We start from the raw sequence: 22,194 nt of genomic DNA, 5'->3' as shown, positions 1-22,194 counted from the left end.
CGGACGGTTTGTAATGAGTGTTACAACCACTTATTGCACATAGCCTTTAAAACAGAGTGTTATAAGCAGGGTAGATGTTTCAAGCGGAACAAGAGGAAAATCCGCTGGCTCCCCGAACAGGACTCGAACCTGTGACCCAATGATTAACAGTCATTTGCTCTACCAACTGAGCTATCGGGGAAGCGAGAGGGGGAACGCTTGCAGGCTGTGACTGGCTCCCCGAGCAGGACTCGAACCTGCGACCCAATGATTAACAGTCATTTGCTCTACCAACTGAGCTATCGGGGAAGCATGCGCGTACAAACGCCGTGTCTGGCTCCCCGAACAGGACTCGAACCTGTGACCCAATGATTAACAGTCATTTGCTCTACCAACTGAGCTATCGGGGATCTGCCGAAACACGCTGCGTAGTATACGGATAACGCCAGGCGGGTCAAGTACGTTTTGGCGCGATGCTGGCAGAGTCCCGGGCCTGTCCGTATAATGCCCTGTCACTACACGCGGTATGGCCGCGTCACCATTCATCTCGTCCCGTTCGATGCTCGTCCCCCTGACGACACATCGTCCCCGACGATACACAGCGACCCCAGGTACCGATGGCGAAAAAGCTTTTCATCAAAACGCACGGCTGCCAAATGAACGAGTACGACTCGGCGCGCATGGCCGACATGCTCGGCGAGTCGCACCGGCTGGAACTCACCGACGACGAGCAGGATGCCGATGTCATTCTGCTCAACACCTGTTCGATCCGGGAAAAGGCCCAGGAAAAGGTGTTTCACCAGCTGGGCCGCTGGAAGAAGCTCAAGCAGGCCAACCCTGACCTGGTCATTGGCGTGGGCGGCTGCGTGGCCAGCCAGGAAGGCGAGGCGCTGCGCAAGCGCGCGCCCCAGGTCGACATGGTATTCGGCCCCCAGACCCTGCACCGGGTCCCCGGCATGCTCGACAAGCACCGCGACAACCAGATCGCCGCGGTGGACGTGACCTTCCCCGAAATCGAGAAGTTCGACCACCTGCCCCAGCCCCACGCCGACGGCGCCACGGCGTTTGTCTCGATCATGGAAGGCTGCTCCAAGTACTGCAGCTTTTGCGTGGTGCCCTATACCCGCGGCGAAGAGGTCTCGCGGCCCTTCGATGCGGTAATGGATGAGGTCATGCACCTGGCCGACCAGGGCGTGCGCGAAGTCAACCTGCTGGGGCAGAACGTCAACGCCTACCGCGGCGAAGACGACCTGGGCGACGAGATCGACCTGGCCGAGCTGATCGCCAGCGTTGCCGCGGTCGAGGGCATTGACCGCATCCGCTTTACCACCTCGCACCCGGTGGAATTCAGCGACAGCCTGATCGATGCCTTTGCCGAGATTCCCGAGCTGGTCAGCCACCTGCACCTGCCCGTGCAGTCCGGCTCCGACAATATCCTGGCGGCCATGAAGCGCGGCCACACGGCGGAAGAATACGTCGACAAGATGGAGCGTATCCGTGCCAACCGCCCGGACATCAGCTTCTCGTCGGACTTTATTATCGGCTTTCCCGGCGAAACCGAGCAGGATTTCACCGACACCATGGACCTGATCGGCCGTATCGGCTTCGACCACTCCTTCAGCTTTGTCTACTCTGCCCGTCCGGGCACGCCGGCGGCCTCGCTGGAAGACGAAACGCCGGAAAGCGTCAAAAAGGAGCGGCTGGCGATTCTGCAGCAGCGCGTGCTCCAGCAGGCGGGGCAGATCAGCCGGCGCATGGTCGGCTCCACCCAGCGCATTCTGGTCTCGGGCTTCTCGCCCAAGGACCCAGGCAAGCTCTCCGGGCGCACCGAGAACAACCGTGTGGTCAACTTCCGCGCCGCCAACCCTACCGAGCTGATCGGCTACTTCGTCGACGTGGATATTCTCGAAGCGCTGCCCAACTCGCTGCGCGGCGAGCTGGCCTCGGCCGAGCGCTTCTGATCCCGGCGGGCTCAAGCATATTCAGGCGCTATAGCATTTAACCGCAATGACTCGGTTTGAGCCGGGGACAGGTCGAAGAGAGGGGCTACCGCCAGGGATGGCGTAGATAGCGTCCAGGGAGGGATTGATAGCGCTCCCTCGCCGATCTGTCCCCGGCTCCCTGGTCATCGCCAACGTCGATAAATCCGGGCTGCACCCTTGTCAGCAGCCCCCGGCAATTGCCCCGATACCGTCCGGGGCATTAAGCTGGGGGCGAACCCATCAACCGACGAGTTTTCCCCTTTTGAGCCAGCCATCATCTCAGGCCCATCGCATCATCTCCCTCAGCCTTGAACCCAACGATCCCCAGCGGCTCGCCAGTCTTTGTGGCCAGCAGGATGAACACCTCAAGCTGATTGAAAGCCGCCTGGACATTACCCTGCGTAACCGCGGCAACGTCTTTCAGCTGGCCGGCCCGGCCAACCGCATCAAGGCCGGCGCCAACGTGCTGGAGCACCTCTACCGCGAAACCGAGTCCCGGGATCTGGAAGCCGATACGGTGCACCTCTTCCTGCAGGAATCCGGTCTGGAAGCGCTTGCCGAGGAGGAAAACGAGGCCCCCGCCGAGGGCGTGGTTATCCGCACCCCGCGCACCATGATCAAGCCGCGCGGACCCAACCAGCAGCGCTACGTGGCCAGCGTGCGCGAGCACGATATCAACTTCGGTATCGGCCCGGCGGGCACGGGGAAAACCTACCTGGCGGTGGCCGCCGCCGTGGAAGCGCTCAACCAGCAGGAAGTGCGGCGTATTCTGCTGGTCCGCCCGGCGGTGGAAGCTGGCGAGAAGCTGGGCTTTCTGCCCGGTGATCTGGCGCAGAAGATCGACCCCTACCTGCGCCCGCTCTACGATGCGCTGTATGAAATGATCGGCTTCGAGCAGGTCGCCAAGCTCATCGAACGCCAGATTATCGAGATTGCCCCGCTCGCCTATATGCGCGGGCGCACGCTTAATAACGCCTATATTATTCTCGATGAAAGCCAGAACACCACGCCCGAGCAGATGAAGATGTTTCTGACCCGCATCGGCTTTGGCTCCACCGCGGTGATTACCGGCGACGTGACCCAGATTGACCTGCCCCGGGGCCAACGTTCCGGGCTGCTTCAGGTGCTCGACGTGCTCAAGGGCACGCCGGGGATCGGCGAAACCCGCTTTGAAGCCCGGGACGTGGTGCGCCACCCGCTGGTGCAGCGGATTATCGAGGCGTACGACGCCTTTGAATCGGCCAGGGAAGCCGAAGAACAGCAGCGTCACCAACAGCGCCAACAGGAACGCGAGTCCCGTCCCGGGGCGCGCCCGTCATGACCCCGCCCGACCACCAGGCGCCGCACGGCGCCATTATTGATCGCCAGGTCGCCGTGGAGGCCGAGGCCCTGCCGTCTCAGGCGGCGCTTGAACGCTGGGTTGACGGCGTGCTCGCCCGCCACCCGTCTCAGGCCGGAGCCGAGCTGACGGTGCGCTTTGTGACCCCGGACGAGAGCCAAACGCTCAACCGCGACTATCGCGGCCGGGACAAGTCCACCAACGTGCTGTCGTTCCCGTTCGAGGCGCCCCCGGGGATACCCCTGGAGCTACTCGGCGATCTGGTGATCTGTCACGCGGTGGTCAACGACGAGGCCTGCCACCAGCGCAAGGCGCTCGACGAGCATTATGCCCACATGGTGGTACATGGCACCCTGCACTTACTCGGGTATGATCACATCGAGGACGATGAAGCCGACAACATGGAACAGCTGGAGCGTGACATCCTGGCCGGGTTCGGTATCAGCGATCCCTACGCTTCCGGCGGTTAACGTGACGCGAGACAACAAGAGACCCCCGCATGAGCGATGACCGATCGAGCACGCCGCCTGCCAGAAACTGGATGGACAAACTCTTTGGCGCTTTTTCCGGCGACAGCGAGGACCTGAATTCACGCGATGAGCTCATGGCCTTTTTGCGTGACAGTACCGGGCGGCTGAAACTCGACCAGGATGCCCTGACGATTATCGAGGGCGCGCTGCATATCAGCGACAAGCAGGTACGCGAAATTCTCATCCCGCGCTCCCGGGTCGTGGCGATCACCCTCGACCAGACCAGCGATGGCTACCTGCCGCTGATCCAGGAAACCGGCCACTCGCGCTACCCGGTGATCGGCGACAACATCGACGACGTCAAGGGGATTCTGCTGGTCAAGGATCTGCTGCCGCTGCTGCTGCAGTCGCGCCAGCAGCGGGAAGTTTTCACCCTCGACAGCGTGCTGCGCCCGGCCATGTTCATTCCCGAGTCCAAGCGGCTCAACAGCCTGCTCAAGGAATTCCGCGACACCCACAACCACATGGCCGTGGTCGTGGATGAATACGGCGGCACGGCGGGCATTATTACCATCGAGGATATTCTCGAACAGATCGTCGGCGACATCGAGGACGAGCACGACTCGGACGGCGACGAGGATATTCGCTCGCTCGACGACGGCGGCTTTGCCGTGCGCGCGCTGACGTCGATCGACGACTTCAACGAGCGCTTTGCCACGACCTTTGCCGACGACGAGTTCGACACTCTGGGCGGGCTGCTGATGCGCCGGTTCGGCCACCTGCCCCGGCGCGGCGAGCAGACCCGGCTGGGCGGCTGGCACTTTACCGTGCTCAACGCCGATAACCGCCGCATCCGCCTGCTGGATGTCCGCCAGGACGAAGACAGCCAGCCCGGGGATAGCCACTGACGACTCGCCGCCGTGCGGCGCCTGCCCTTGCAAGGACTACCTGATGACGGGATTGTTTCCGGCCCTCGCGGCAAAGCCGCTGTGGGGGCAACTGCTCGCCGCGCTGATCGCCGGCGGTTTCACCACTCTGACCGCCTCACCGTTCGGCCTCTGGTGGCTGGGACCTCTGGCAGCGGGTCTGATGTACGTTGGCCTGCACCGGCTGACGCCCCGGCAGGCGGCGCTGAAAGGCTGGGTCTACGGCGTCGGGCTCTTCGCCAGCGGCACATCCTGGGTCTACGTTTCGATTCACGACTACGGCTACACCGGCGTCCCCCTGGCGGTGTCCCTCACGGCGCTGTTCGTCGCCGTCCTCGCGCTGTTTTTCGCTGCCACCTTCTGGCTTTACCGCCGTTTGACCACGCCCCGAGGGGCATTTTTGTCCTTTGCCGGCGTCTGGGTACTCGGCGAAGTGCTGCGCACCTATCTCTTTACCGGCTTTCCCTGGCTGCTGCTGGGCACGGGCCAGATAGACTCGCCGCTCGCCGGCTGGGCGCCGGTGGGCGGCGTTTACCTGCTCTCGCTGCTGGTGGCGCTGAGCGGCACTCTGCTGGCCGAGCTGCTGCTCTGCCGCCGGATCTGGACGCTGGCGCCGCTCGCGGCTATCTGGCTGGCGCCGCTGGCCCTGCCCGGGCAGTGGACAGAGCCGGCAAGCGACACGCCGACCCGGGTGGCACTGCTCCAGGGCAACCTCTCCCAGCTGACCAAGTGGACAGCCGAAGGGCAGCGCAACGCGGCCAACACCTACGCCCGCCTGACCCGGCAGGTGGCAGACGACGCGGACCTGATCCTGTGGCCGGAAACCGCGCTGCCCATGACCGAAGACAACGCCCGCCGGGTGCTGTCCCGGGTGCAGAGCAACCTGCCCGGGGACACCGCGCTGGTCACCGGTATCGTCCAGCGCAACGCGGCCGGGCAATACTTCAATAGCGTGATCGGCACCGGCGACGTGGAAGGCAGCTACCGCAAGGAACACCTGGTGCCGTTCGGCGAATATATCCCGCTGGAAAGCGTACTCCGCGGCGCCATCGACTTCTTTGACCTGCCCATGTCGGCCTTTGCCTCGGGCGACGGCAAGCAGCCGCCCATGCAGGCGGCCGGCGTGGCACTGGGCAACGCCATCTGCTACGAAATCATTTATCCGCAGCTGGTTGCGCGGCGCGCCCGCACCAGCGATGCGCTGATCACCGTCTCCAACGATACCTGGTTCGGCGGCTCCATCGGCCCCCACCAGCACCTGCAGATGGCGCGGTTGCGCGCCCGGGAAAACGGCCGCTACGTGCTGCGCGCCACCAGCAACGGCATTACCGCGATCATCAATCCGCAGGGGGATATCCAGGCTCGAGCGCCGCAGTTTGAAACCGCAACGCTCAACGGCGAATTTTACGCCATGCAGGGCGTTACGCCCTTTACCCGGCTGGGCAGCTGGCCCACCTGGCTACTGGCCGGGGGAATGCTGCTGCCGGGGCTGATACGCCGCCGGTCAGCGGTTTAACGCTGGCCAACGCCGCCGTTCTGGCCGCGCTGGCGCAGCCAGTGGTCCATCAGCGTCAACGCCATCATCGCCTCGGCGATGGGCGTGGCGCGGATGCCCACGCAGGGATCGTGGCGGCCTTTGGTAACCACCTCGACCGCCTCGCCGTGGACATCAACCGAACGTCCCGGCGTGGTAATGCTGGACGTGGGCTTGAGCGCCAGCCGCGCCACCACCGGCTGGCCGCTGGAAATACCGCCGAGGACGCCGCCGGCGTTATTGGATAGAAAGCCGTCTGCCGGCGTCATCTCGTCGCGATGTTCGCTGCCGCGCTGGCTCACCGCGGCAAAGCCCGCCCCCATTTCGACGCCTTTCACGGCGTTGATGCCCATCAGCGCGTGGGCTATATCCGCATCGAGGCGGTCAAACACCGGCTCGCCCAGCCCCGCCGGCACGCCCTCGGCAATCACGGTCACTTCCGCGCCCACGGAGTCCTGATCCCGGCGCAGCTGATCCATATAGGCTTCGAGCTCGGGCACGCGCTCGGCATCCGGGCAGAAAAACGCGTTGTGTTCCACCGCTTCCCAGCCTTTGAAGTCCATCGCCAGCGGCCCCAGCCGGCTCATGTAGCCGCGCACGCCAACGCCGCGGGCGGCCAGGTACTGCTTGGCAATGGCGCCGGCGGCCACGCGCATGGCGGTTTCCCGAGCGCTCGAGCGCCCGCCGCCGCGATAGTCCCGACGGCCGTACTTGTGGTGGTAGGTATAGTCGGCGTGGGCCGGGCGGAACTGATCCTTGATTTTCGAATAGTCCTTCGAGCGCTGGTCGGTATTTTCGATCAGCAGCCCGATGGGCGTGCCGGTGGTTTCCCCCTCGAACACGCCGGACAGAATCCGCACCCGGTCGGCTTCCTTTCGCTGGGTGGTATGGCGCGAGCTGCCCGGGCGGCGGCGGTCCAGATCGCGCTGGAGATCGGCTTCGCACAGCGCCAGCCCCGGCGGGCAGCCGTCCACTATCGCGCCCAGCGCTTCGCCGTGGCTCTCGCCAAAGGTAGTGACGCTAAACAGTTTGCCAAAGGTATTGCCTGACATGGGCGTTATGTCCTCACGCAAAAGACGCCGCGCAGGCGTCAAGTTCAGCGGCGGAGAGCACAAAAACGCCCTGCCCGCCGCGTTCGAATTCCAGCCACATGAACGGCACGTCGGGGAAGGCCGCCGCCAGGTGGCAATCGGAGTTGCCGACTTCCACCATCAGCCAGCCGTCATCGGTCAGATGCTCGCGCGCCTCGCGGAGCATCTGCCGCACAATATCCAGGCCGTCGTGCCCGGCTCCCAGCGCCAGCGCCGGCTCGTGACGATACTCAGCCGGCATGGCCGCCAGATCGCGCGCATCGACGTAGGGCGGGTTGGCGACGATCAGCTCGAAACGCTGGCCGGCGAGGCCGGCGAACAGGTCGGACGCCACCGCCCGCACGCGATCGCCGACGTCGTGGCGAGTGATGTTTTCCTTCGCCACCGCCAGCGCGTCCTGGCTGATGTCGGCAAGCGTTACCTCGGCGGTAGGCAGATACAGCGCCGTGGCAATGCCGATACAGCCCGAGCCGGTGCACAGGTCCAATACCCGCGCCGGGGGTTCATCGCCGAACCAGGCGGCAAAGCCGTCCTCGATGAGCTCGGCGATGGGCGAGCGGGGAATCAGCACGCGCTCATCCACGTTGAAGGCCAGCCCGGCAAAAAAGGCCTCGCCGAGCAGATACGGCAGCGGCTCGCGGCGGGTAATCCGCTGACGTGCCAGCGCCACGATCCGCGCCCGCTCCACCGGCAGCAGCCGCGCATCCAGCACCGCCGGGTCCACGTCCCAGGGCAGGTGCAGCGCTCCCAGGGTGAGCCCCACGGCTTCATCCCAGGCGGAGGCGGTGCCGTGGCCGTAATGCAGCCCGGCCAGGTGAAATTCGCTGGTTACCCAGCGCATACAGTCGCGCAGGCGGGGGAGCTCGGCGGCGAGCTCGGCGTCGGACTGAGCAAGCGTTGAAGCAAAACGGGGCGAACGACGGGCGGTGAATGACAAACGGGACTCCTCGGGCGGTACCCTCCAACGAGGGCGGTCTCACGGAACACAGGCGGGACGCACCATGCCGCGGCGCGACAGGCGTTGATTGTACCTGCCGCGCGGTCCGGTTCACAGCAGCGCCAGGACCGCTATACTGTGCATCTGCCATCGGCTTTCACGTTTTTTACCCTGTTGCGTTTTTTGTATTTTCCGACGACGAGCTTGCCATGACCCGCCGCCACGACCCCGATAACGACCTTTCCGACGACGTCAGCGCCTTCCGTCAGGCGCTCGAGGCCGCCGGCGTGCGGCGCATTCAGACGAACCAGGCCAATACCGGCAAGCCACGCCCCGCCATTGTCGACAAGTCGGTCCGGCGCCAGGCGGCGGTGGAAAGCCAGACGCTGAACACCACCGGCCGCACCTCGGACGGCCGGGTGGAAGCCGTGCGCCCGTCGGAATATCTGGCGTTTTCGGTGCCCGACCTGCCCTGGCGCACGTTTCGCCAGCTCAAGCGCGGCAAGACCGGCTGGCAGGCGGGGCTTGATCTGCACGGCTACACCCTGGAAGAAGCGCGCATCGAGCTGGAGAGCTTTTTGCACGACGCCAGCGCCCGGGCGATGCGCTGCGTGATGGTGGTACACGGCAAGGCCCGGGGCGGCATGGCCGACTTTCCCGTACTCAAAAGCCATACCAACGCCTGGCTGCGCGAATGGCCGGGAGTGCTGGCGTTCTGCTCGGCGACGGACGCCGACGGCGGCACCGGCGCACTCTACGTGCTGCTGCGCAAGCCCGGGCGCGGCCAGGACTAATCGGGCTCGTCGGGGGGATTATCGACGCAGGGCGAGTCGTGCCGCGCCTCGCTGCGCAGATGCTGTTCCAGCGCCTCGTCGGCCAGAGTGCGTCCCAGCCGTATCAGGGCGTCCGCGCGATGAAATTCGTAGGCGCTGCATACGGTCTTGGGCACTTCCACGAGCACATCCGGCGGGTAGCCGGCTACCTTGTACCTGGCGAGCGCGGCCTGGGTAATATCAAACGATTGCAGGATCATGTCGAGCTTGCCCCACTCGCGTTTGCCGCGCGCCTCGGCATCCGGCGCTTCTGCCCCGGGCAGCTCGGCGTCGGACCTGTCCTCGGCACAGCCCAACCCGCCCCATAGCCGCCGGGTCGCGCTTTTCACTTCGCTAACCCAGTGGCCCATGGTGTCGGCGCCCTCCCGGGTAGCTGCCGGCGGCTCGGCCGGGGCGGCATCGGCGGGCAGCATCTCATCCAGCGTGACCGGCCGGGGCGTATGCGCCGTGGCGTTGACCGCCATGACGATATCCGCTTCGTGCGCCGCGAGCACCGGCATGATCGGCAGCGGATTGAGCAGCCCACCGTCGACCAGCACCTGGTCGCCCAGCGTTACCGGGGTAATCACACCGGGTACGGCAATGGAGGCGCGAATGGCACGCAGCAGCGGCCCGTGCTGAAACCAGACTTCGCGCTGGCGGGTCATGTCGGTGGCAACGGTAGTCACCGGCACCGACAGGTCCTGCAGTTCGATGTCGTCCACCAGGCCGGCCAGCTTGTCCATGACCTTGTTGGCACGCATGGCGCCCATGGGGCTCCAGGTGACGTCCACCAGCCGCAGCACGTCCAGGTAATCCAGCCGGCACACCCAGTCGCGGTATTCGGGCAGCTTGCCCGCGGCGTACACGCCACCGACCACAGCGCCCATTGAGCAGCCGGCGATGGCGATAATCTCGAAGCCGCGCGCTTCCAGCGCTTCAATCACGCCAATGTGTGCATAGCCGCGTGCGCCGCCGCTGCCCAGCACCAGCGCGACCTTGCACCCACGGCTTTTCATGGCTTCGTCCATACGCCCTCCTGCGGCGGGCTACTCGCCCTGGCGGTGGTTAACCACCGCCTCCAGCACGCTGTCGACGCCGTCGCGCTCCAGGTGCAGGTGGTGCCCGCCGGGCAATACACAGCGGGTCAGATCCGGCACCGCAGCGCGAGCCTGCTTCGCCCAGGCGCGTTCGCCCAGAATGCCCTGGTCGCCTTCGATCAGCTGAACCGGGCAGCCAATATCGCCCAGCAGCGCCAGTACCTGGTCCCGGGTAAAGCGCACCAGCGACGGCTTGAGCAGCCGGCTGTCGGTGCGCAACGCGATCCGCCCGCTATCCAGCCGCTGACAGTTACGCGCCACCAGCGGCGCTACCGTATCGGCATCGATGGGCGTCACGCTGCCGGCCACCCGGGCGGCCACGGCGGCGTCGGCATCCGCATAGCCGGGCATCCGCGAGGGGCGCATACGGTGTGCCAGAAGGCCGCGCCGCAGCTGATCCGAGGCCTGTTCCGCCGACGTGCTGAGCATGCCCAGCCCATCCACCAGGACAAGACGCTCGACCTTTTCGGGAAACGCCGCCGCCAGCAGGCATGCCACCGCCGCGCCCATGGAGTGCCCCATCAGCACCGCCCGCGCCACGTCCAGCTCGTCCAGGGCGTCCAGCACGTCGTGGCAGTAGTCCCAGAGGGCATAGTCGCTGCCGCCCGCGACATGGGGCGCTGATAAGCCGTGGCCGCGAAAATCCAGCGCCACGATGCGCACGTCCAGCCGTTCGGCCAGGCCCGGGGCCAGCCGCGAAAAGCTGGCGGCATTATCCAGCCAGCCGTGCAGCGCCAGCCACACCGGGGCGTCGGAGCGCCCCCAGGCAAGCGCCCCGAGACGCCCCTCGGCCAGCGTCAGGGAAGTGACGCCGGGAGCCTCAGCGGCTACCATGCCAGGATCAATGTCTTGCATTACCGTTTACCTTTTCTGCATCGCCAGGGGGCGCCATGAAGCCACACCGGGATACCGTTGCGCGCAATCGCATCTTTTTTATTACCCTCATCGCCGCCATTGCCGTGGGCGCCTGGCTGGTACGCTAACGCAGCGTCCGGGCCAGCCGAGGGCTTGACAGCTCTCCGGCCACAACCATCGCCACCAGAATCGCCAGCAGCCAGGGCCAGTGAGCGGCAAAGGATACCTGGTAGAGACCCAGCGCATCGATAAACACCACCAGAATCCCCAGCGGGCTGACGTAGCGCACCATGAACAGCCAGACGGCGTGCATCAGCGGCGACAGCGCCAGCTCCTTGCGGAAGATCTCGCCTTTCAGCACAAAGCCGGCGAGCACGACCATGCCCAGCCCGCCCAGCGGCATCATCAGGCGCGAGGTCAGATAGTCCAGCCAGTCAAAAAAGTTCTTGCCGAACAGCGTCCAGTCGGCGCCGACGTTGAACGACAGCATCGCCAGAGTGCTCACCAGCCACAGCACGATACCCGCGCCCCAGGCCGCCTGAGGGCGTGAAAGCCCCTTGTTGTCGCACAGCCAGGAGAGCGTCGCCTCGATCATGGAAATCGACGACGTCAGCGCGGCCATGGACAGCATGGCGAAAAACAGCACGCCGAACAGCGTCCCCAGCGGCATCGACTGGAACGCCAGCGGCAGGCTCATGAAGATCAGCCCCGGGCCTTCACCGGGGTCCATGCCGTTGGCAAAAATCGCGGGAAAAATCGCCAGCCCCGCCATCAGCGCCACGACCGTATCGGCAATGGCCACGCCAATGGCGGTACGCCCGATGGAGGCGCTACTGGGCAGATAGCTGCCGTAAGTCAGAATGGCCCCGGATGCCAGCGACAGGGTGAAAAACGCGTGCCCCAGCGCCGCCAGCATGCCGGCGCTCGACAGGCTGCCGGCGTCAAAGGCGAAGAGAAAATGCACGGCCTCGCCAAAACCGCCGGAAAACGCGCCGTAGATGATCAACAGCAGCAGCATCAGCACCAGCCCCGGCATCATCCAGCCGACGCTTTTTTCGATGCCCTTTTGCACCCCCTTGCCGACGATGAACATCGTCGCCAGCGTAACCAGGGTGCTCCAGAAACCCAGATTCAGCGGGCTCTGGTTGTTGGCCGAGAACACCGCCACCATGTCATCGACGCTGGAGCCGGTGATGCCGCCGCTGAGCATTTTCCACAGGTAGGAAAACGACCAGCCGGCGACCACCACGTAAAACGACAGCACCATGAAGCCGCAGAGCATGCCCATCCAGCCCAGCAGCGACCAGAGCGAACCACGGCCGGATTCGTGAATCACGCGGCGGATGGCATCCACCGGGCTCCCTCGCCCGCGCCGGCCCAGCGAGATTTCGGTCATCATCACCGGCACGCCGACGGCAAAAATACATACCAGATACACCAGGACGAAGGCGCCGCCGCCAAACTCGCCGGTAATATAGGGGAACTTCCAGATGTTCCCCAGCCCCACGGCCGAGCCTGTCGCCGCCAGCAAAAAGCCCCAGCGGCCCAGCCACTGCGCGCGAGGTTGTTGTGAAGTTGTCATTGGCACCCCATCCCTTTAACTCGTGACATCATCATGTGGCGCGATTTTACCCGACGCACCGGGCTCCCGCATCCCGACACCGCCGGGGCAGCATGACACAATCGACGGCCGACGGGCGTCAGACCATCAGCCAATAGCGGGCAATGGCGACGCCATAAGCGCCCGCCGCCGCCTCAGCCCTTGATTTGGCCGGCCCGTGACAGAATATTACGATATACGGCTTATTCTTCGCGCAATCGATCCGCCTCCGCCCGACGCCGGGCTTACCCCGACGCCTGGGCCGATCCCGTGGGCGGCGCCGCCCGTGCGCACGGCCTTTTGGCCACAAACGACGCAGCCGACCGGCAACCAACACCGGCAACCAACCAGTAAGGTATCACCATGAGCACAACCCAGGCCCCCTGGCAACACAGCATGCCCGACGCGCAATTCTCCCTGATGCGCGACATTCTCGCCGCTCCCAGCCCCGTGGGTCTGGAAGCGGCCATGACCTATGGCGTGCTCAAGCCGCACTTTGAGAGCTTTGCGCCCAAGGACTGGCAGCTGCACCAGTTCAAGGGCAACGCCGGCGTGGTGCTGGACACCCATCCCGGCCGCGACGATATGTTCAAGCTGATGCTTATCGGCCACGCCGACAAGATCCGTATGCAGGTGCGCTCCATCGGCGAGGACGGCAAGATCTGGATCAACACCGACTCCTTCCTGCCTTCGGTACTCATCGGCCACGAGGTCAAGCTGTTCAGCGAAGACCCGGACGCGCCCGGCGACTACCGCTGTCTGGAAGGCGGCACCGTGGAGGCGCTGGGCGCGATCCACTTCTCCGCGCCGGCACAGCGCAGCGGTGAAAAAGGCATCAAAAAGGAACAGATCTACCTCGATCTGCAGATTCACGGCGAGAACAAAAAACAGCAGGTGGAAAACCTCGGCGTGCGTCCTGGCGACTCGATTATCTTCGACCGGCCCATCCGTGAAGGCTTCAGCCCGGACACCTTCTACGGCGCCTACCTGGACAACGGCCTGGGCTGCTTTGCTACCGCCGAGATCGCCCGGCTGATCGCCGAGGCCGGCGGCACCGACCAGGTACGGGTCATGTTTGCGGTGGCCAGCTACGAGGAAATCGGCCGCTTTGGCAGCCGCGTGCTGGCCGGCGAACTCAAGCCCGACGCGCTGATCGGCGTCGACGTCAATCACGACTACGTGGCCGCACCCGGCATCGGCGACAAGCGCATGCAGCCGCTGGAAATGGGCAAGGGCTTCACCATGTCGGTGGGCTCGATTGCCAGCGAACAGCTCAACCGGGTGATTGCCCAGGCCGCTCAGGCGCACGAGATTCCGTTTCAGCGCGATATCGTCGGTGTGGATACCGGCACCGACGGCATGGCCGGCGTGCTGGCGAGCGTCGACTGCGCGGCGACGTCCATCGGCTTTCCCATCCGCAACATGCACACCATCTCGGAAACCGGCAACACCCGGGACGTGATGGCGGCGATCCACGGCCTGACCCAGGCCATTCAGTCGCTGGACAAGATGCCCGATCTCGCGCGTGAATTCCTCGATAACCACCCGAGACTCGATCACGCCAGGCCGCTGGCCCACCAGGGCAGCGACAAGCCCGACGACGACGCGTCGTAAATTCAGGGAAACGCCCCCGGGGCGGCCTGCCCGCCTCGGGGGATAAAAATAGCGGACCCATCGCCAGGCTGGTAAAGTAGCACTCGCCGGTTCTCAAACGGTGTTTTTATCGGCAGACATTTGCTCCTGCCGCGGTACACCGTCCACAGAGCCGGCGAGTTTTTTCAGCCCGCTGCCGCGCCCCGGAGTCTGCCATGCTGTCCCGCCGAATCATCATCCTCAACACCCTGGGCATTGCTCTGCTACTGAGCTGGGCGATGCCGTCCTTTACCGTCTGGACGTATCTCGACGACGCCGTGTTCTGGTTCTTCAACCAGACCATCGGCGACGAAAATCCGCGCTGGAGCGTGGTACTGGCCGCGCTCAACAACCGCAAGTACGACATAGTGATCATGGTCGCCATGCTGGCCACGATGATACTGGCAAGCTATCGCGACCGGCAGGGCGGGTTCCGGCGCTGGTTCGGTAGCGGTGTGACCATGTTGATCACCGCGGGGCTGGTCAACGAGCTGGTACGCAACCTGATCACCTACTCGCATCCCAGCCCCACCAGGGTATTCGACGATGCCAACCTGCTCTCGCAGTTCGTGCACTTCGCTACCAAGGATCAGTCGGGCGGCAGCTTTCCCGGGGATCACGGCATCATGTCGATGATTTTTGCCGCTTTCATGCTCACGTTCGGTGATCGGCTGACGCGAATCGTCAGCCTGGCGCTGGTGGCCTGCGCGGTCGCGCCCCGGGTCATGGTGGGCGCCCACTGGCTGAGCGACATCCTTGTCGGCTCGCTTTCGATTGTGCTGTTGCTGTTGCCCTGGGTGCTGTGCACGCCGGTCGCGCGCAAGAGTAGCGCGGCTATCGCCGGGGGGATGGAGCGCAGCCAGCACAGGCTCAAGGCATGGCTGCTGAAGCGCCCGCACTAACAGGCGGCGGGCTTGTCAGCCTGTTGCGGCGGTTAAAACCAGGCCATCAACGCCTCGGCCGTGGGCGCCGAGGACGGCGGGTTCTGTCCGGTAATCAGCTGGCCGTCCACGCGCACAAAGGGCGCGAAATCCTCGGCCTTGGCATATTCACCGCCCTGCTGCTTGAGAGTGTCCTCTACCAGATGCGGCACCACCTCGGTCAGCCCCACGGCGTCTTCTTCACCGTTGGTAAAGCCAGTCACTTCGCGGCCCTTGACCAGCGGCTCGCCGTCGGCATTGCGGGCATTGGCGAGCACAATCGGCGCGTGGCACACGCTGGCCACCGGTTTGCCCTGGGCGATGAAGGCTTCGATCAGGCGGCGGGAGTCGTCGTCACCGGCCAGATCCCATAGCGGGCCGTGGCCGCCGGGGTAGAACACCGCGTCGAAATCGTCCGCGTTCATCTCGGCCAGGCGGTGCGTCGCGCTCAGCGCCGCCTGGGCGTCGCTGTCCTGCTTGAAGCGGCGGGTGTCATCGGTCTGGCCGTCTTCGCTATCGCTGGCGGGGTCCAGCGGCGGCTGCCCGCCCGCGGGTGAGGCCAGCGTCAGCTCGGCGCCGGCGCGCTGAAAGACATAGTAGGGCGCGGCCAGCTCCTCCAGCCAGAAGCCGGTGGGATTGCCGGTATCGCCCAGCTGATCGTGGGACGTGAGTACGATCAGGATACGTTGGCTCATGATGAGGCTCCTCGCTTTTTCGTTATCCGCGTTGGCATGCCGCTTCAGCAAGCTGCTGGAAGATGCCCTTCCCGCGCCTGCTGTGCTGGTGCATGCCGCTATTGAAAAGGCCGTTCCCGGAAAAATCATTTCTGAAAAGACCCATGATGACATGCCGGGTTGGTTGACAATATCCAGAGAGGTGATACTAACGCAGCAAAAACTCCACAAAAAGCGTATATTGCATCGCTTTTGTAAAAGCGCGTTACACCGCCATCACGCCGGGCCTATACCAGCTTGAACGGGTCTATCCCGCGGAAAATACCGGTTTTGGTCATGTCCCGGCGCAGGGTAAACGCTTCCACGGCGGCAACCGGGTCGACCTCTTCCAGCGCATCGAAGTGAATGCGCTCCCAGCGCTCCCGGGTCACCTTGATGCTGTACAGATACTGATCATGCCTGCTGCCGGTCGCCGCATCGACGGACTCGCGATATCCCGATACCCGCGCCTCCTGTACCGCCGGCAGCCGTGCAAACACCGCCCCGAGCACGCGGAAGGCAATGCCGTGAACGTGGTCGCGGTACAGTTTGCGCTGGCGTGTGGCGCTGAGGTTTTTGGGGGTCAGCTTGAGCCGCTTGGGCGGCATGCTCCATTCGCGGTCGGGCATTTCGTCTTCGCCCGGCAGGTCAATGTCCAGGGCGATGGTGCGTTCATCGGTGCCCAGGTCAAAATCCACCTCGGTTTCCCGGGGCCAGTCGATTTCTTCCAGGCGCTCGTGGAGGGTTTTGGCCATGGCGTCAAAGTCGTCCCAGACGCCCCTGTTCTCGCGTTGCTGGCGGGCAAACTCGGCGGCATCAAACTCGCCCTTGCGCCATTCCCAATCGCGATAGGCGGCATCAAAGTCGGCACGACGACGAGCGTTATCCTCGGCCCGACGACGCCCGGCCGGCGGCCAGAGGCGTTGCCACCAGCGCAGAGGGCGCAACGTTGGTGCCGTGGGCGGCAGCTCGTCAAACGACCGGGGCTCATAGCCCTCCGGCCCCGGCGGCGGCGTATCCTGATGCAGTTCGCCCAGCGCCACCAGGTCAGCATTACGCTTCTCGCAAAGGGCCTGCAGGCGCTCGCGAATCTCCGCCTCGGCTTCGCGGCGCAGGGTCCGGGCATCCGTATCGCTCATGGGTGTGCCGTCGGCGTACCGGTACGCGACCTGCCCCGAATCGCTGACCTGAAGCTCAACCGCCAGGCCTCCTTCCCCCGAAGGCGCCGATGCCGACGCTCCGGTTTGGGCACTCCCGGCCTTGTTCAGCTTGGTCCGATACCCCAGGCCGGTGCCGGGAATACCCGCATGACCGTAGGCTCCGTTCGGCCCCAGGCTCACGCTGGCCCCGCGCGGCCCCACGGAAATCCCCGCGCCGCTTTTGCTTACATTGAGGCACAAACCGGGGGCCAGGGTCATGCGCCGCTGAAATCGAAATCCCATAAAGCTCCCTTTTCATCCGGCTGTTCTAACGAAGCAAAAAGGCCACCGAAGCAAGGACGCTGCCGAAGCAAAGACGCCGCTGCTGACTGACAGCGCCTGCCGGCACGGCGGCATTCGCTCATGCCGGCCCGCCGGGGGCGGACTTCCGGGCCGCGACCCGTTCGCGCTGATCCTTGATCGCCACCGCCAGGGCGGCGATAACCACCAGCGCGATAATAGCAAAGCCGCCGGCTGCTGCCACCGGCCAGGAAGCCACCTCCACCAGCGTGAACACCGCCGCAGTAATCATGGCGATGCCCACCGACGTGCCGATCCGCTGACCGGTCTGCATGATCGCCCCGGAGCTGCCGGCATAGGCCAGCGGCACTTCGGCCAGCGTCAGCGTCTGGTTGGGGCTGATCACCGAGCCCTGGGCCAGCCCGACCAACGCCAGCGCCGGCATCAGCCACCAGGGGCTGATATAGCCACCGGCGTGAAGCAGAATTACGCTGATGCACAGCGACAGCCCCAGCACAGCGCAACAGAGCCCGCCAATAACCACCTTGCGGCCGTACCGAGCAACGCGCTTGCCCGCCCAGTTGGCGGAGACCGCCGAGAGCAGCGCCGAAGGCATGCTCACCAGCCCCGCCTGCAACGCCGTTTTGCCCACGCCTTCCTGTATATAAAGGGCGACCAGCACCCAGATGCTGGTCATGCCCGTGAAGTACAGCATCATGATCAGCGAGCCGTTGGTAAAGCTGCGGGTGGCAAAGATATTCAGGTCGACCATCGGGCTGCGCCCCAGGCGCGCGTAAAAACGCTCCCAGCGGACCCAGACGGCCAGCAGACCCAGCCCCGCCGCCAGCCACAACCAGCTCAGCGGCGTGGTATGCGCTTCCATGAAGGGCAGCAGCATGGCAAATACCGCAAGCCCCAGCAGCAACGAACCGATGGGGTCCAGCGAGCGCCAGAGATAGCGCACCTGATGGGCGACGCCTCTGCCACTGCCGGGCGCGCCGCGCAACAGCGGCCGCGGGAACCAGGCAAACGCCATGATCAGCGTGATGATTCCCAGGGGCACATTGACCAGAAACGTCAGCCGCCAGCCGATATCGGGGCCGCCCAGCCCGATCAGCAGGCCGCCCAGTACCGGGCCAATGCCCACCGAGACCCCGACCACGCTACCGAAAAAACCGAAGGCGCGGCCACGTTCGCTACCGCGAAAATACTGCTGGATCATGCCCACACCCTGAGGGTTGAGCAGCCCCGACCCAACGCCCTGAATAAACCGCGCGGTATTCAACGCGGTGGCATTGGGCGCGAGCCCCGACGCCACCGAGGCCAGAGTGAACACCATGACGCCGATGATGAAAATGCCGCCGCGCCCCATGATGTCCCCGGCGCGGCCGGCCGCGACCAGCACCACGCCAAAGGTCAGCGCATAGCCGGAAAGCACCCATTGCAGATCCGACTGCGAAGCGTCCAGCCCTGCCTGTACCGACGGCAACGCCACGTTGACAATGCTGACGCTGATCAGGGACATGGCAATGGCCCCCAGCAGCACGATCAGCACCCGCCAGCGTATCGGATCGCGGCCCACCTCATCCTGCGTCTTGCCTGATTCAGCCTGACTCTGCACGAATCGCTACCCTCGTCATGCCGACCCTCGGCCGGCGCCCGTGATCCACCATGAAATGAGGGAGCGCGCCGTCCATCAGCAGCGCTCCCTCTGTGCGTGTTCTACCAACGCCGCCCGACAGAGCGGTCACTTATCAGGCTGCCCGCCCGAGCGGGCAGGGCCTGCAACGCATCAGGCGCCCGGCAGCGACGGCGGATTGTCCGGCCGCTCGGACTGCCCCGAGGCGGGCAGGGTAAATTCGCTCACCGATGCCATCATGGTATCCGCCGTGCCGGAGAGCTGATTGGCCATGTGGTGCGCATGCTCGACCGCCTCGCGCGACTGCTCCAGGGCGTTGTAAATTTCGGTGACGCTCTGCTCCAGCTCTTCCACGCCCTGGTGCTGCTGCTGTATTGCGCCATCCATGTTGCTCAGGCGCTCGGATACCTGCGCAAAGCTGCGGGTCAGCGAGCCGGTGGTCTCCGAGACGGCGTCGGTCTGCTTGACCCCCTGGGCGACCTGTTCGCTGGTCATGCCGATCACGTCGCGTATCCGCGCCGCCGTCTGCCGGGTATTGCTCGACAGGGTGCGTACCTCATTGGCGACAACGGCAAAGCCGCGACCGTGCTCACCGGCGCGGGCCGCCTCGACCGAGGCATTCAGCGCCAGCAGATTGGTCTGGAACGTAATGTTGTCGATCTCTCCCAGCATCTGGTGTACCTGACCGGCGTAGTCGCTCAACACGCCCATCATCTCGCGCATTTCATCCACCTGCCGACGGTTCTGCTCCACCATCTCTTCCGCCTGACTGGCCAGCTGCTGTACCTGGCGTGACTCGTCTGCGGTTTCACGGGTAGTCGCCGCAAGCTCGGTGGTATTGCTCGACATTTTCTCCGTTTGGGTACTGTTACGCGTGGTTTGCTGGCTCAGGCGCTCCTGGGAGTCAAACAGGTTCTGGCTGTATTCCGATACCTGGCCGGCGGCCTCCCGGGTCTTGCGCAGGCTGGCCACGACCTGGTCGCGCATGTTGAGTACGGCCGCCACCGCAGGCAGCCGGCGCTGCTTGGGGGTAAAGTCCATATCCAGCTCACCGGCGCCGGCAGCGACGGCAAAACGGCTCACATGCAGCCCTTCCATCACCATTCTTTTCAACACAATAGCCAGGTACCCGAGAATAACGACCTGCACCACAACCGCACCGCCGTGCATAAGCAGGCACTGGAAAAGATCCATGGCGGTCTCGTATTCGCCGTGTCCCCCGCTGCCCATATTGCGATAAATCTCGACCACGCCCTGTTGCTGCAACCAGGTAAACACCACGTGGTGCACCGTAATCACCAGGCCGCCGCAGCCGATAACTCGCCAGTCGCTATACAGGATGAGCGCCGAAAGCAGGATAAAAATGCTGAAGTGCGCCTCGATCAGGCCGCCGGTCTGATCAATCAATACCGCCGACCACACCATCATCACGGCCGCCTTGAGAAAACCGTTTGCCAGGTGCCCCGGCGCCCAGCGCTGCAAGGCAAGGGTCGGCAGAAGCGTCACGACGCCCGTGACCAGTGCCAGCGGCAGCGTCCGGGTAAAAATTCCCACAATCAGGCAGAACACAACAATCGAGACCAGAGGCAGCCACATGATTCTGTCGGTACGCGCCACATGATCCCGGAAAGATACATTCGGCATCGGGTTGATCCTTTATTACCTGTTACCTTGATGTAAAGCGACTCTGTCTCGCCACGCGTGCTTTTCGCCGCACCCTTCCCCTTTCACTACACGGCCCCCTCTCCACCACACGGCGCTTGCGCGCACGCTCATTCCCACGGCCCGGGTTCAGCTTCTGCCGGCAAGCCGTTGATTGCAACATTCTGATTAAGCGTCACAGGCATCCATGAAGGGTCAAGTTTTCAACCTGCCTGGCGTAAACCCCGGCTGCCAGCGAATGCTGTTGTTGTTGAGAGTGACGAATTTGGCGCGCTGCTTTTCCGGTGTGGCGCCCCGAAGGGTCATGATATGACAGTGGCAAACGGCTCGAACGCAGCTTGAATATCCTCTGCCATATCGAAAACATCGAGAACGACAATACCTCGGTGCGTTTTTCAAGCTGAGGCACGGCGTGTGGGGAATCTCATATCAGATGCCGAAGAGCCAAAAATGACAGAATCAATGAGATTTTTCGCCCTGCTCATGCTGGACGTTCACTTCTTGAGCCAGCGCATCATCGCCGGCCAACACTGGCTTACCATCCTGCCAGATCACGGCATACTGCCCCAGGCGACGCTTACGCTCCAGCGTATCAGCGACGGCAGTGCGGAGGCTTTTGAGCATTTCTTGGGTATCCGGTGCCAACTGAGTCATGGCTGCGCCTCCCTGACGAGTCGACTGTAGTGTTGATTATCGAGAACCTGGCGCTCCTGCCCAACCTGTTCAAAAACCGGCTGTGGTGTATCTCCGGCGTTCATAAAACAGCGCGCTCGGGAAACACTGGGCGCATAGAGCATCAGCAAATTGTAAAGGCTCCGCGGAAAGCGGCGCTGAATATCCTTCAACGGAATGAGGTGACCACCATGGGAGACTCGCTCTGCCACGCGTAAACGCGACATTTCTGCCGAAGGAAGTGCCAAGTATACCAGTTCAACTCGCCAGCCCCGATCAACCAGCCGCCTCACCAGGTTCAGATATCCTCGACCCGAAAGGGTCGTTTCAAAGCCGAAATCCTCACCCTGTTCAACGGCATTTTCAATCTCGCGAAGAAAAATACGGCTGGCAGAGAGAAGCTCTCTTTCCGGTGCCAGGGGCGATAATCCGGCGGCAATCAAGTCGGCGTTGATAAAGCGCGAGCAGTTCGCTACCTGAGGTAAATAGTGAAGCGCAAACGTTGTCTTACCGGCTCCGTTAGGGCCGGCAACGATCCAGCAGGTCGGCATTCGCCTTTCAGAACTCATCGTCACCTACTCCCTCACACAGGCATGAAAAGCCTTTTCAGCCATGCGCTCGATTATCCGTGCGAAGGATCAGTTTCAGCGATGGAGAGCGTTAATTCAAATAGCACTTGTCGGGCCATAGCAGCGTGAATTAACCGCACGATCGAGTAGGAGGGGGAGTTGCCTCCCCCGTCCTCTCACACCACCGGGCATACGGTTCCGTACCACGGCGGTTCACGAAGAACGACTGGGCCCTCTTGCCGTATCCAATACCGAGACTAACCCACGCTGAGCGAACCAGCGGTTGGGCAAGGCGTGGCGCAGGTGCAGCGCACCGGCATTCC

General features: G+C 63.9%; 20 protein-coding genes and 3 tRNA genes. 9 read left to right on the top strand and 14 right to left on the bottom strand.

The features are described 5' to 3' along the window. Positions 1-105: 105 nt before the first annotated feature. From C793_RS0105440 to C793_RS0105430, 3 genes are all read right to left on the bottom strand, one after another. A tRNA-Asn gene (locus C793_RS0105440) sits at positions 106-181 on the bottom strand. Positions 182-212: 31 nt separating this feature from the next. Further along, positions 213-288, bottom strand: a tRNA-Asn gene (locus C793_RS0105435). 25 nt (positions 289-313) lie between these two features. Continuing rightward, positions 314-389: transfer RNA gene (locus C793_RS0105430), tRNA-Asn, on the bottom strand. Between the two features lie 207 nt (positions 390-596). Between C793_RS0105430 and miaB the strand changes: the two genes are divergently transcribed. The 5 genes from miaB to lnt all read left to right on the top strand — a co-directional run bounded on the left by miaB (position 597) and on the right by lnt (position 6,212). After that, entirely contained in the window at positions 597-1,940 is a 1,344-nt protein-coding gene (gene miaB / locus C793_RS0105425) for a tRNA (N6-isopentenyl adenosine(37)-C2)-methylthiotransferase MiaB (RefSeq protein WP_017429931.1), read from the top strand. Between the two features lie 283 nt (positions 1,941-2,223). Then, complete coding sequence (locus C793_RS0105420) at positions 2,224-3,282, top strand: PhoH family protein (protein ID WP_017429930.1); 1,059 nt, start codon at positions 2,224-2,226, stop codon at positions 3,280-3,282. Then, positions 3,279-3,770: an rRNA maturation RNase YbeY gene (gene ybeY / locus C793_RS0105415; RefSeq protein ID WP_017429929.1), complete on the top strand. Its 492-nt coding sequence runs from the start codon at positions 3,279-3,281 to the stop codon at positions 3,768-3,770. The genes C793_RS0105420 and ybeY overlap by 4 nt, the downstream gene beginning before the upstream one ends. 29 nt (positions 3,771-3,799) lie before the next feature. Further along, on the top strand, positions 3,800-4,678 hold the full coding sequence (locus C793_RS0105410) for a CorC family transporter (RefSeq protein ID WP_026106127.1): 879 nt from the start codon (positions 3,800-3,802) through the stop codon (positions 4,676-4,678). Positions 4,679-4,721: 43 nt separating this feature from the next. Beyond that, positions 4,722-6,212 (top strand): apolipoprotein N-acyltransferase, encoded by a 1,491-nt coding sequence (lnt, locus tag C793_RS0105405; RefSeq protein ID WP_017429927.1) that lies wholly within the window; start codon positions 4,722-4,724, stop codon positions 6,210-6,212. Here lnt and aroC read toward each other — a convergent pair. Then, the gene (aroC, locus tag C793_RS0105400; protein WP_017429926.1) at positions 6,209-7,282 is read right to left on the bottom strand and encodes a chorismate synthase; all 1,074 of its coding nucleotides are present in this window, start codon (positions 7,280-7,282) and stop codon (positions 6,209-6,211) included. The two genes, lnt and aroC, sit on opposite strands and share 4 nt — an antisense overlap. A 13-nt stretch (positions 7,283-7,295) precedes the next feature. Beyond that, positions 7,296-8,162 (bottom strand): 50S ribosomal protein L3 N(5)-glutamine methyltransferase, encoded by an 867-nt coding sequence (gene prmB / locus C793_RS0105395; RefSeq protein WP_217994463.1) that lies wholly within the window; start codon positions 8,160-8,162, stop codon positions 7,296-7,298. A 305-nt stretch (positions 8,163-8,467) separates the two neighbouring features. On the opposite strand from prmB, the gene C793_RS0105390 reads away from it, so the two are divergent. Further along, entirely contained in the window at positions 8,468-9,052 is a 585-nt protein-coding gene (locus C793_RS0105390; RefSeq protein WP_017429924.1) for a Smr/MutS family protein, read from the top strand. Here the strand turns inward: C793_RS0105390 and C793_RS0105385 are convergent. The 3 genes from C793_RS0105385 to C793_RS0105370 all read right to left on the bottom strand — a co-directional run bounded on the left by C793_RS0105385 (position 9,049) and on the right by C793_RS0105370 (position 12,607). Beyond that, the gene (locus C793_RS0105385) at positions 9,049-10,101 is read right to left on the bottom strand and encodes a patatin-like phospholipase family protein (protein ID WP_017429923.1); all 1,053 of its coding nucleotides are present in this window, start codon (positions 10,099-10,101) and stop codon (positions 9,049-9,051) included. The genes C793_RS0105390 and C793_RS0105385 overlap by 4 nt on opposite strands. Positions 10,102-10,119: 18 nt before the next feature. Further along, complete coding sequence (locus tag C793_RS0105380; protein ID WP_017429922.1) at positions 10,120-11,025, bottom strand: alpha/beta fold hydrolase; 906 nt, start codon at positions 11,023-11,025, stop codon at positions 10,120-10,122. Positions 11,026-11,149: 124 nt separating this feature from the next. After that, on the bottom strand, positions 11,150-12,607 hold the full coding sequence (locus C793_RS0105370; protein WP_017429920.1) for a sodium-dependent transporter: 1,458 nt from the start codon (positions 12,605-12,607) through the stop codon (positions 11,150-11,152). A gap of 381 nt (positions 12,608-12,988) precedes the next feature. Here C793_RS0105370 and C793_RS0105365 point away from each other — a divergent pair, with 381 nt between their 5' ends. Then, on the top strand, positions 12,989-14,239 hold the full coding sequence (locus C793_RS0105365) for a M20/M25/M40 family metallo-hydrolase (protein WP_017429919.1): 1,251 nt from the start codon (positions 12,989-12,991) through the stop codon (positions 14,237-14,239). A gap of 194 nt (positions 14,240-14,433) precedes the next feature. Continuing rightward, positions 14,434-15,159, top strand: a complete 726-nt coding sequence (locus tag C793_RS0105360; protein WP_017429918.1) for a phosphatase PAP2 family protein — start codon at positions 14,434-14,436, stop codon at positions 15,157-15,159. 32 nt (positions 15,160-15,191) lie between these two features. Here C793_RS0105360 and C793_RS0105355 read toward each other — a convergent pair whose 3' ends face one another. Continuing rightward, positions 15,192-15,872 (bottom strand): type 1 glutamine amidotransferase domain-containing protein, encoded by a 681-nt coding sequence (locus C793_RS0105355; RefSeq protein WP_017429917.1) that lies wholly within the window; start codon positions 15,870-15,872, stop codon positions 15,192-15,194. Here C793_RS0105355 and C793_RS14445 point away from each other — a divergent pair. Next, the gene (locus C793_RS14445) at positions 15,871-16,152 is read left to right on the top strand and encodes a hypothetical protein (RefSeq protein WP_156804916.1); all 282 of its coding nucleotides are present in this window, start codon (positions 15,871-15,873) and stop codon (positions 16,150-16,152) included. The two genes, C793_RS0105355 and C793_RS14445, sit on opposite strands and share 2 nt — an antisense overlap. On the opposite strand, the gene C793_RS0105350 is transcribed toward C793_RS14445, so the two are convergent. From C793_RS0105350 to C793_RS0105330, 5 genes are all read right to left on the bottom strand, one after another. After that, positions 16,139-17,332 (bottom strand): DUF4236 domain-containing protein, encoded by a 1,194-nt coding sequence (locus C793_RS0105350; RefSeq protein WP_017429916.1) that lies wholly within the window; start codon positions 17,330-17,332, stop codon positions 16,139-16,141. The two genes, C793_RS14445 and C793_RS0105350, sit on opposite strands and share 14 nt — an antisense overlap. Positions 17,333-17,450: 118 nt before the next feature. After that, positions 17,451-18,950 (bottom strand): MFS transporter, encoded by a 1,500-nt coding sequence (locus C793_RS13555; RefSeq protein WP_217994462.1) that lies wholly within the window; start codon positions 18,948-18,950, stop codon positions 17,451-17,453. Positions 18,951-19,121: 171 nt separating this feature from the next. Continuing rightward, on the bottom strand, positions 19,122-20,612 hold the full coding sequence (locus tag C793_RS0105340; protein WP_017429914.1) for a methyl-accepting chemotaxis protein: 1,491 nt from the start codon (positions 20,610-20,612) through the stop codon (positions 19,122-19,124). Positions 20,613-21,089: 477 nt separating this feature from the next. Next, positions 21,090-21,284, bottom strand: a complete 195-nt coding sequence (locus tag C793_RS0105335) for a hypothetical protein (protein WP_017429913.1) — start codon at positions 21,282-21,284, stop codon at positions 21,090-21,092. Further along, on the bottom strand, positions 21,281-21,871 hold the full coding sequence (locus C793_RS0105330) for an ATPase (RefSeq protein WP_217994461.1): 591 nt from the start codon (positions 21,869-21,871) through the stop codon (positions 21,281-21,283). Before C793_RS0105330 ends, C793_RS0105335 begins: the two co-directional genes overlap by 4 nt. Between the last annotated feature and the right edge of the window lie 323 nt (positions 21,872-22,194).

Origin of the sequence: Vreelandella jeotgali Hwa, from assembly GCF_000334215.1 — a bacterium.
GTDB lineage: Bacteria > Pseudomonadota > Gammaproteobacteria > Pseudomonadales > Halomonadaceae > Vreelandella > Vreelandella jeotgali.
This window is presented reverse-complemented; position numbering and strand designations above follow the sequence as displayed.